Below are 10,274 nucleotides of genomic sequence, written 5' to 3' on the forward strand. Positions count from 1 at the left end.
CTCAAACCGTTAGCGCGGCCGAACCTCAATATGCATCCGCCGCGCGATCCGCTGTTTGCCGCGGAGGAGATCTACGGCGTGGTGCCCGTCGACGGCAGAAAACCGTTCGATGTCCGCGACATCATCGCCCGCATCGTCGACGGCTCGGAGTTCGACGAATTCAAGAAGCTCTACGGCACCACGCTGGTCTGCGGCTTCGCCCATATCTGGGGTTTTCCGGTCGGCATCATCGCCAACAACGGCATCCTGTTCAGCGAGAGCTCGCTGAAGGGGGCGCATTTCATCGAGCTGTGCTGCCAGCGTGGCATTCCGCTGGTGTTCCTGCAGAACATCACCGGCTTCATGGTCGGCAAGAAATACGAGGCCGGCGGCATCGCGCGCGACGGCGCCAAGCTCGTCACCGCGGTTGCGACCGCCTCGGTGCCGAAATTCACCGTCGTCATCGGCGGCTCCTACGGCGCCGGCAATTACGGCATGTGCGGCCGCGCCTACTCACCGCGCTTCCTGTGGATGTGGCCGAACGCGCGCATCTCGGTGATGGGCGGCGAGCAGGCTTCGATGGTGCTGAGCCAGGTCCGGCGCGACAATATCGAGGCCAAGGGCGATAGCTGGTCGAAGGAAGACGAAGAGACATTCCGCAGCCCGATCCGCGCGCAATATGAGAGCCAGGGGCATCCTTATTATGCGACCGCGCGCCTGTGGGACGACGGCGTGATCGACCCGGCCGACACACGGCTGGTGCTCGGGCTTGGCCTCTCGGCGGCGTCGAATGCGCCGATCGAGCCGACGAAATTCGGCCTGTTCAGGATGTGATGCGATGGACCGCTCAAAGCTCTACCGGCGTTTTCGCACGCTCCTGATCGCCAACCGCGGCGAGATCGCCTGCCGCGTCATCCGCACCGCCCGCGCCATGGGCCTGCGCACGGTCGCGGTCTATTCCGAGGCCGACCGTGACGCGATGCATGTCGCGCTCGCCGACGAGGCCGTGCTGCTGGGGCCGGCGCGGGCCCGCGACAGCTATCTCAACGTCGAGCGGCTGATCGAGGCCGCGCGCAAGACCGGCGCGGAGGCCGTGCATCCCGGCTACGGCTTCCTGTCGGAGAATGCCGAGTTTGCGCATGCCTGCCTCGATGCGGGGCTGGTCTTCGTGGGGCCGACCGCCGGAATGATGACGGCGATGGGCTCGAAGTCCGGCTCGAAAGCGCTGATGGAGAAGGCCGGCGTGCCGCTGGTGCCCGGCTATCACGGCGAGGCCCAGGACGAGGTGACGCTGTCGAAGGCGGCCGGCAAGATCGGGTTTCCCGTGCTGGTCAAGGCGTCTGCCGGCGGCGGTGGCCGCGGCATGCGTATCGTGCGCTCGGCGGCCGAGCTTGGGCCGGCGATCGTCAGCGCCAAGCGCGAGGCCAAGGCCGCGTTCGGCGACGATCGCATGCTGATCGAGAAATATGTCGACAATCCCCGCCACATCGAGGTGCAGGTGATCGGCGACAGCCACGGCAATCTGCTCTCGCTGTTCGAGCGCGAATGCACGTTGCAGCGCCGGCACCAGAAGGTGATCGAGGAGGCGCCGTCGCCGACGCTGAACCCCGCGCAGCGCGAAACCGTCTGCGCCGCCGCGCGAAAAGCGGCGGGCGCCGTCGACTATGTCGGTGCCGGCACCATCGAGTTCGTCTCCGACGGCAAGGACGTGTTCTTCATCGAGATGAACACGCGCCTTCAGGTCGAGCATCCCGTGACCGAGCTGATCACCGGCATCGACCTGGTCGAGTGGCAGCTGCGCGTCGCCTTCGGCGAGGCGCTGCCGCTGAAGCAGGACGAGATCCRCCTCAACGGCCACGCCGTCGAGGCGCGTGTCTACGCCGAAAATCCGACCAAGAACTTCATGCCGTCGGTCGGCAAGATATCGACCTGGCGCCTGCCGGCCGAGACCGGCGGCCTGCGCATCGATGCCGGCTATCGCGAGGGCGATAGCGTCTCGCCCTATTACGATGCGATGCTCGCCAAGATGATCGCGTGGGCGCCGACGCGTGACGTCGCAATCGAGCGGCTGAACCGTGGGCTGGAAGAGTCCGACGTCCGCGGCATCGTCACCAACATCCCGTTCCTGTCGGCGCTGGTGACGCACCCAAAAGTGCGGGCCAACGCGATCGACACCGGCTTCATCGAGCGTGAACTGGCGGTCCTGACACCGGCTGCGGCAGCGCCCGGCGAGCTCGAGCTGTGCGCGGCGGTTGCCGCTGTTATCAACGACGAGCGCAAGGCTGCCCGGGTGAACGCGAATTCGCCGTGGCAGACGTTTGGCTGGATGCCGGTCGGCCGCCGCCAGCGCAGTTTTGCCTTCCGCGTCGGACACGGCATCGGACATGGGCCCGAGCAGAAGATCATGCTGAACTACGGCAGCGGCCCGTCGACGCTGCTGATCGGCGAACGCGAGCTGGCGTTCGCGATTGTCCCGCGGGACGGTGGCTTCGATCTGACGCTTGATGGTGTCAAGTCACAGGTCGCGGCTGTCATCGACGGCCATGAGCTTTACTTGCGCACCCGCAACGGCCGCTTCGACCTGCATTGGGTCGATCCGTTCGGCGGCGAGACCGAGGAGCAGGCCGGCGAGGACAAGATCGCGGCACCGCTGCCGGGCACGGTCGTCGCCGTGCTGGCGGAGGAGGGCGCCACGCTCGAGAAGGGCGCGCCGATCCTGACGCTGGAGGTGATGAAGATGGAGCAGACGCTGCGCGCGCCCTATGCCGGCGTGCTGAAGTCGATCAAATGCAAGGTCGGCGACATCGTCCAGGAAGGCGTCGAGCTCGCCGTGGTCGAGCCGTCGGGCGAGTGAGAGTGACATGAGCGACCAGGTCCGCATCATCGAAATGGGGCCACGCGACGGCCTCCAGAACGAGAAGACGCCTGTGAGCGTCGAGGCCCGCATCGCCTTCGTCGAGGCGCTGGTCGTAGCCGGCCTCACCACCGTCGAGGTCGGGGCCTTCGTCTCGCCCAAGGCGATCCCGCAGATGGCGAGCTCCGATGCCGTGCTGCGCGGCGTTGCCCACGTGAAGGGCGCCGAATTCCACGTGCTGGTGCCGAACGAGAAGGGCTATGACGCCGCACGCGCGGCGGGCGCGCAGGTCGTCTCGGTGTTCGCCGCGGCGTCCGAGGGCTTTTCGCGGGCCAACATCAACTGCACGGTCGCGGAGTCGATCGAGCGGTTCAAGCCGGTGCTGGTACGCGCCAAGGCCGACGGCGTCAGGGTGCGCGGCTATATTTCCTGCGTGCTGGGCTGTCCGTTCGACGGCGAGATCAAGCCCAAGGCCGTGGCGGATCTGGCGAAGACGCTGTGGGATCTCGGCTGCTACGAAATCTCGCTCGGCGATACCATCGGCGTCGGCACGCCGGTCAAGGCGAAGGAGATGCTGCGGGCCGTTGTCGCCAACATCCCCGCGGCCCATCTCGCGATGCATTTCCACGACACCTACGGCCAAGCGCTCACCAATCTCTATGCCGGCATGGAGGAGGGCGTCCGCGTCATCGATGCCGCCGCCGGCGGTCTCGGCGGCTGTCCCTACGCACCGGGCGCGACCGGCAATGTCGCGACCGAGGATGTCGTCTACATGCTCGAGGGCATGGGCGTCAGGACTGGCGTCGACATGGACAAGCTTCTGGCGGCCACGAACGAGATCAGCGGCGTGCTGGGCAAGCCGCCCGTGAGCCGCGTGGCGTCCGCGCTGAACGCGAAGAAGAAGCGGGCCACTTCGTAGGGTGGGCAAAGGCGCATAGCGCCGTGCCCACCATCTCTCCGCGATCGTTTTTGGAAATGGTGGGCACGCTTTCGCTTTGCCCACCCTACGCAATGCACGCTTACGCCGCCTTCAGCCCGACATCCGGCAAACGCGGCCGGTTCTTGAGCGCCTTGACCATCATGGCCTCGACCTCGGCCTTTTCCTGCGGCAGTAGCGCCAGCCGCGGCGGGCGGGTCAGCGCGGTGCCGCGGCCCATGATGTGCTCGCACAGCTTGATGCACTGGACGAGGTCCGGGCGCGCGTCGAGATGCAAGAGCGGCATGAACCATTCGTAGAGCGGCATCGCCTCGGCAAAGCGCCCCGCTTTGGCAAGCCGGAACAGCGTCTCGCCTTCGCGCGGAAAGGCGTTCGACATGCCGGAGACCCAGCCCACCGCGCCCATGGCGACGCTCTCGACGATGACGTCGTCCAGGCCTGCGAACAGCACGAAGCGGTCGCCGACCATGTTGCGGGTGTCGATGAAGCGCCGCGTGTCGCCGGAGGAATCCTTGAAGCAGACCACGGTCTCGACGTCGGCGAGCGAGGCGAGGATATCCGGCGTGACGTCGTTCTTGTAGATCGGCGGATTGTTGTAGAGCATCACCGGCAGGTCGGTCGCGGTGGCAACGGCGCGGAAATGCGCGGCGGTCTCGTGCGGCTTCGACGAATAGACCAGGGCCGGCATCACCATCACGCCGTCGATGCCGACACGTGCGGCTTCTTTCGCCGTCTCGACCGCGAAGGCCGTGGTGAATTCGGCGATGCCGCACAGCACGGGCACGCGCCCGGCGGCGACCGACTTCGCCGTTTCCATGATCGCGACCTTCTCCTTGCGCTCCAGCGAGGTGTTCTCGCCGACGGAGCCACAGACGATCAGGCCGGAGACGCCGTCGCGGATCAGCCCGTCCATCACCTTCGCGGTCGCATCGATGTCGAGCGAGAGATCGTCATGGAATTGCGTGGTGACGGCCGGGAAAACGCCTTGCCAGGAAATGCGGGGGCTCATGAGTTCACTCCAAGTGTATTGCCGGCGGGGGGCTGGCGCCGCCGGGTGCTGTGAAGACGATGACGGATGGGATCAGAGCGTCGCGCCGACCTTGCGCAATTCGGCCAGCACCGGCGCCTTGGGCAGCCAGATCTTGTCGAACTCGGCAATGACCGCCTCGGTATCGCCGGCCGGCACCTGCCGGATCGGGATCGGCGCATTGCGGAAGTTCTCGATCAGGGCGGGCTCGTTGGAGGCCAACTCGTCGATCTGCGCGTCGAGCGTCGATTTGACGGTCTTGGCGATCAGCTCGCGGTCGGCTGCGGGGAGCGTCTGCCAGACCCGGCCCGAGACGACCGCCGCCATTGGCATGAAGACGGCGTTCATCTGGAGGATGACCTTCGAGACCTTGTCGAAGCGCTGGTTCCAGGAGAATTCGAGATCGGCCTCCAGACCGTCGACCTGGCCATTGGCCATCGCGTCGAACACCTGCGGCGTCGGGATCGGCGTCGGCGCGGCACCCAGCGAGGAATAGAAGTCGCGATAGACCGGCGTCGGGTTGATGCGCAGCTTCATGCCCTTGATGTCGGCCAGCGAATTCAGGTCCTTGGACGAGAATACCGCGCGCATGCCGGTGATGCCCCAGCCGAGCCCGATCGTGCCGGTCTCCTGCGGCAGCACCTCGAACAGCTTGATCGCCGCCGGATGCCGCACGAACTTCGCGACCGCAGGCGTCGAGCGGACGATGTAGGGCGCGTTGATCGCGGCGATGTGCGGCACGCGCGAGCCGAGCTCGGCGGCCTGGATGAAGCCCATGTCGAGCGCGCCCGACTGCAATTGCTGCATCATCGCGGGCTCGTTGCCGAGCTGGCCGGAGTGGAACACGGTCAGGGTCAGGCGGCCGCTGGTCGCGGCCTTGAGCTCGTCACCGAACTTGATGGCGGCCTTGTTCCAGGAATGGCCGTTCGGCGTGATCAGGCCGAGGCGGAATTCCTTGGCCTGGGCGAGCGCAAGCGAGGGTGCGAACACCGATGCGGCGGCACTGGCGGCGAGAAAGCGGCGGCGTGAAAGCGGCATGGTCGGGCTCCTTTTGGATGGGCCTATTTGATGAGGATCAGGGAGAGCGAGGGATAGAGCGAGAGCAGCACCAGCAGGACACAGGAGATGACGAAGAAGGGCAGCGTCACCATGAACATTTTGCCGGGCTTGGCGCCGGTGACGGCGGCCGCGACGAAGAAGCAGAGCCCGACCGGCGGCGACAGCAGGCCGAGCACCAGGTTGATCACCACGACGACGCCGAAATGCCGGGGATCGATGTGATAGACGTCGGTCGCGACCGGCAGCAGGATCGGCACCGTCATGATCAGCCCGGCGATCACCGTGCCGATCACCAGCAGGATCACGTTGCAGATCAGCATGAAGCTGATCGGGTCCTTGGCGGCCGACTGGATCCAGCCGGCGGTTTCCTGCGGCACCTTGCCGAAGATCAGCACCCAGGAGAACACGGCTGCGGCGGCGACGAGGAACAGCACGATCGCCGAATAGATGCCGCTGCGCAGCATCATCTGCGGCAGCTGGGAGAACTCGAACTCCTTGGTCCAGTATTTCCCAACGAGTGCCGCGGCGACCGCGCCGACAGCGGCGGATTCCGTCGCGTTGGCGAGGCCGCTCAAGATGGTGCCGACGATGACGATCGGGATCAGCAGCGTCGGCGAGGTCCGCACGATCGTCATGACGCGCTGGCGCGGCGTCTGATAGTCGGCGCGGGGATAGTTGTAGATGTATCCCATCAGCGCGATGACGAGGCAGAACATCACGGTGAGGATGACGCCCGGCACGATGCCGGCGATCAGCATGTCGCTGACCGAGACCTGCGCGAGCACGCTGTAGACCACGAACATCACCGAGGGCGGGATGATCGGACCGAGCATGCCGCCATAGGCGGTCAGTCCCGCCGCGAAGGTCTTGTCGTAGCCCTTCTTCTCCATCTCCGGCACCATGATCTGGGCCATGATCGCGACCTGCGCGGTGGCGGATCCCAGGATCGAGGAGATGAACATGTTGGCGAGGATGTTGACGTAGGCGAGCCCGCCCTTGAGCGAGCCGACGAAGGCCATCGCCATGTCGACGATGCGCCTTGTGATGCCGCCGCCGTTCATGATCTCGCCGATCAGGATGAAGAGCGGAATGGCGATCAGGCCGTAGCTGTCGACGCCGCCGAACAGCTGGAGCGGATAGGACTGGAACAGCACCGGGTTGCCGGATGCGGCGATGTAGACGAGGCCGGCGAGGCACAGGCAGAGGCCGATCGGCACGCCGACCAGCATGATCGCGACGAAGGCTGCCGAGGTGATCATCAGTTGACCCCGTCAAGCTCGGAGAGCGCAAAGCCCTTTGGCGGCGTCCGCGGCACCAGTTCGAGATCTTCCAGGAGGTTGGCGAGGCCATGCACGGTCATCGACACCGCGAAGATCGGCAGCGTCAGATAGAGGACCCAGGTCGGCCAGTTCAGCGTCTGGGTGTGCTCGGTGTAGAGGAAGTTGAAGGTGTCGGCGGCGAGCTTGCGCCCGTCGAAACCGGCCCGGGCCAATCCGATCGGATCCATCCAGAGCACGCAGGTGACGATCAGGGCGATGCCGAATACGACGACGAGGCCGGTCGAGATCACCTTCGCGATCTTCTGGTGGCGGGGCGAAAGACGTTCCGTCAGCATCGTGACCGCGAAGTCGAGCCGCAGCCGCGTCATCGCCGAGGCGCCGATGAAGGTCAGCCAGACCACGCAATAGACCGCGGACTCGTCGATCCAGTAGATCGGGAAGTGCGAGTAGCGGGTCACGACGTTCACCAGGATCAGGCCGGTGAGCAGGTACATCAGGCCCATCAGCGCGATCCGCTCGCAGGCGAGCAGGGCACTGGAGGCGCGGACGACCGTGCGTCGGACGCTGAACGCGCGCGTGGTCGGCATCGTCTGCTCGATCATGGAGAGGCCCCAACCCCGAAATTTGTCGTGCTATCGCCGAATGTATAATTTATACATTTTGGGTGTCAAACGGAGATTGCGGTCAATTCGGCGGCAGGACGCGCTTTTGCTGGGCACCGGCTTTTGCTGGCGCCCTAGCTTTTGTTAGGTCCTTCAGCATGCAAGAGAGGGACCGCTTCGGCCGATGAGTCGGAAAGGACAAGAGAAGGTCAGATGAAACAGCCTCTGAAGCATCGCACGCTGTCGGCTGCGATCGTCGACCAGCTCCGGCAGGCGATCCTCGACGGCACCTATCCGGCCGGCTCGCAGCTGCGCCAGGACGCGCTTGGCGACACCTATGGCGTCAGCCGCATCCCTGTTCGCGAAGCGCTATTCCAGCTCGAGGCCGAAGGGCTGGTGCGGATCGTGCCGCAGAAGGGCGCGATCGTCTCCGAGCTGTCGCTGGACGAGATCAACGACGTGTTCGACCTGCGCTGCATCCTGGAGCCAAGGCTGCTGGCGCAGTCGGCGCCGCATTTCTCCGCGGACGATTTCGATGCGCTGGACGACATCCACAGGCAATTCGAGAAGGCAATCAAGGCGAAGAATGTCAGCGACTGGGGGCAGCTCAATGCCGACTTCCATCTGGCGCTCTATATGCACGCCCCGCAGCCGCGCACCCGTGCGATCGTGCTCTCGCTGCTCCAGACCAGCGACCGCTACACGCGCCTCCAGCTCTCCAACACCAAGGCGATGGGGACGGCCGAGAAGGAGCACGCCCATCTGATCGCGCTCTGCCGCGCGCAGAAGGTCGAGGAAGCCTGCCGATTTCTGGAACGGCACATCGAAGCCGTGCGCAAGGACCTGTTGCAGGTCGTGGCCGGCAGCACGATCGCGCCGAAGGGGCGGCGCAAGCCGTAATCGTAGGGCGGGTTAGCCGAAGGCGTAACCCACCACTGTGTGTCTCCGCGGAAGCAGACGAGGTGGGTTACGCCTCTCGGGCTGCGCTTCGCGTATCCGCGCGGCTAACCCACCCTACGAACTTGCCCCTCTTCAATGCGAGAACCAGAACATAAACGCGCATTCAGACGCCAAGGCAAAGGCCGACAGGTATACGACCGTCGAGTCTCTCAGCCACTTCCGTCGGTTCTTGAGATAGGAGACGTAGATGAAGAATACCGGCCCAATCAGCAGCCAGATCGGCCACGTGTAGAACAGTGCAACCGCCAGCCCTGCGAAAAGCGCGAACGGCTGCAACTCCACAATCGCATAGATGGCGAATGGAAGCGCCGGCGCGACGACGTAGGCCAGCGTTCCGAACATCACCGATATCGGCCATACGGAAATCACCTGGGGCCGCCAGCCGCGACGTTTGATGAGACGTGTGAATGCGACGCCCGCCAATGTGCCGAGGATAAACGGCGTGAACAGGACGAGGGCAAGAATGAGATAGCCGCCGATGCCTGGACCGCCTTGCGCCAACGACTCCTCCCATCACCTGCTCCCGTCCGGCCCCATCACGAGATCCGGCAGCGCGATCGCGCCGCGCGCGCGGCGAAAAGAGTGAGTGGCAATCGCAGGGAGGGTTAGATAAGCCGCCCTACGGTGCTGTCGAGGGCGCCGTCGCACGCGGCCTCACCACGCGTAGCGCACGGTGCCCTTGCCGGCGTAGCTGCGGGTGACGTCGGAGAACTGGCCCTCGAAGGTGGCGGCGAGCGACAGACCGCTTGCGAGCTTCACTTCCGCCGACGCGGTGGTCAGCGCCGCGTCGTGCGCCTGCGCGGCGCCGTTGACGACGAAGGATGAGCCGGGCAGCGCCTGGAAGGTCGCGGCGACGTTGCGGTCGGCGTTGAAGTCGTGGGCCCAAGCGGCGCGTCCCCGCAGCGTGACGATCGCGTCGTTGAACGCGAACGACTTGTCGGTGCGCAGGCCGAACTCGCTGCGGATGTCGGTGACGGTCTTCGAAGCGTAGCTCAGGGCGAAGGTGTTGTTGCCCGTGATCGCCTGCTCTGCATAGGCCGGCAGATCGAAGGTGGTGAACTGGCCCGCCGCATAGGGCGTGACGCCGACGCCACCGGTCCACGGCGCGACGAAGCGGTAGCCGCCTTCGAGTCGGCCGGAATACGCGTTGGCGTTGAAGCGCGCCTGAAGATGATCGGTGCCGGCAATGGTGACGTTGCGATCGGTGGTGATATCCTGCCAGCCATAGGCCAGCGCGCCGGTGACATAGGTCGGGCCAATATTGTGCCGCACGAAGGCGCCAGCCTGGAACAGGTCGGAGCGGCCGGTGCCGCCATTCGCCACCGAGAAGTTGGTGCCGCCTCCGGCGAGCGCAAAGCCAGCCACGGTGTACGGCGAGAACCAGTAGTCGACGCCGGCCGCAGCGCCGGCGATGCGGCTGGTGGTGGTGCCGGAGCCGAGTGTCCCGTTGCCGTCGGTGGTTTGCGTGCCGCCGAAACCCGATGCCCACACGCTCCAGCGCGGCTCATACACCTGCGCCAGCGGCGCCTTGCGATAGATGGCGGCGTAAGCGTCGCGCTCGGCGCCCGAGCGCTTG

10 protein-coding genes are annotated in these 10,274 nt (G+C 65.5%); 4 read left to right on the top strand and 6 right to left on the bottom strand.

Going from position 1 to position 10,274, the window contains the following annotated elements; genetic code table 11:
- From ACXJL8_RS22915 to ACXJL8_RS22925, 3 genes are all read left to right on the top strand, one after another.
- On the top strand, positions 1 to 813 hold an 813-nt coding region (locus tag ACXJL8_RS22915; protein WP_456685635.1), incomplete at its 5' end, for a carboxyl transferase domain-containing protein.
- A 4-nt stretch (positions 814 to 817) separates the two neighbouring features.
- Complete coding sequence (locus ACXJL8_RS22920; RefSeq protein WP_456685636.1) at positions 818 to 2,833, top strand: acetyl/propionyl/methylcrotonyl-CoA carboxylase subunit alpha; 2,016 nt, start codon at positions 818 to 820, stop codon at positions 2,831 to 2,833.
- 7 nt (positions 2,834 to 2,840) lie between these two features.
- Positions 2,841 to 3,752 carry a hydroxymethylglutaryl-CoA lyase gene (locus ACXJL8_RS22925; RefSeq protein WP_456623885.1) on the top strand — a complete coding sequence of 304 codons (912 nt, stop codon included), beginning with the start codon at positions 2,841 to 2,843 and terminating at the stop codon, positions 3,750 to 3,752.
- Positions 3,753 to 3,852: 100 nt separating this feature from the next.
- Here the strand turns inward: ACXJL8_RS22925 and ACXJL8_RS22930 are convergent, their stop codons facing one another.
- The 4 genes from ACXJL8_RS22930 to ACXJL8_RS22945 form a co-directional block, all read right to left on the bottom strand.
- Positions 3,853 to 4,779 (bottom strand): dihydrodipicolinate synthase family protein, encoded by a 927-nt coding sequence (locus ACXJL8_RS22930; RefSeq protein ID WP_456623884.1) that lies wholly within the window; start codon positions 4,777 to 4,779, stop codon positions 3,853 to 3,855.
- A gap of 72 nt (positions 4,780 to 4,851) precedes the next feature.
- Entirely contained in the window at positions 4,852 to 5,835 is a 984-nt protein-coding gene (locus tag ACXJL8_RS22935) for a TRAP transporter substrate-binding protein (RefSeq protein WP_456623883.1), read from the bottom strand.
- Positions 5,836 to 5,858: 23 nt separating this feature from the next.
- Positions 5,859 to 7,115: a TRAP transporter large permease gene (locus ACXJL8_RS22940; protein ID WP_456623882.1), complete on the bottom strand. Its 1,257-nt coding sequence runs from the start codon at positions 7,113 to 7,115 to the stop codon at positions 5,859 to 5,861.
- Complete coding sequence (locus tag ACXJL8_RS22945; protein WP_456623894.1) at positions 7,115 to 7,723, bottom strand: TRAP transporter small permease; 609 nt, start codon at positions 7,721 to 7,723, stop codon at positions 7,115 to 7,117. The genes ACXJL8_RS22940 and ACXJL8_RS22945 overlap by 1 nt, the downstream gene beginning before the upstream one ends.
- A 228-nt stretch (positions 7,724 to 7,951) precedes the next feature.
- Here ACXJL8_RS22945 and ACXJL8_RS22950 point away from each other — a divergent pair, with 228 nt between their 5' ends.
- Positions 7,952 to 8,638: a GntR family transcriptional regulator gene (locus ACXJL8_RS22950; RefSeq protein ID WP_456623881.1), complete on the top strand. Its 687-nt coding sequence runs from the start codon at positions 7,952 to 7,954 to the stop codon at positions 8,636 to 8,638.
- A gap of 132 nt (positions 8,639 to 8,770) precedes the next feature.
- On the opposite strand, the gene ACXJL8_RS22955 is transcribed toward ACXJL8_RS22950, so the two are convergent.
- Positions 8,771 to 9,199: a hypothetical protein gene (locus ACXJL8_RS22955; RefSeq protein WP_456623880.1), complete on the bottom strand. Its 429-nt coding sequence runs from the start codon at positions 9,197 to 9,199 to the stop codon at positions 8,771 to 8,773.
- 153 nt (positions 9,200 to 9,352) lie between these two features.
- Positions 9,353 to 10,274: autotransporter outer membrane beta-barrel domain-containing protein (locus ACXJL8_RS22960; protein ID WP_456685637.1), on the bottom strand; the 922-nt coding region annotated here is incomplete at its 5' end.

It is taken from the genome of Bradyrhizobium sp. P5_C11_2, assembly GCF_054049755.1.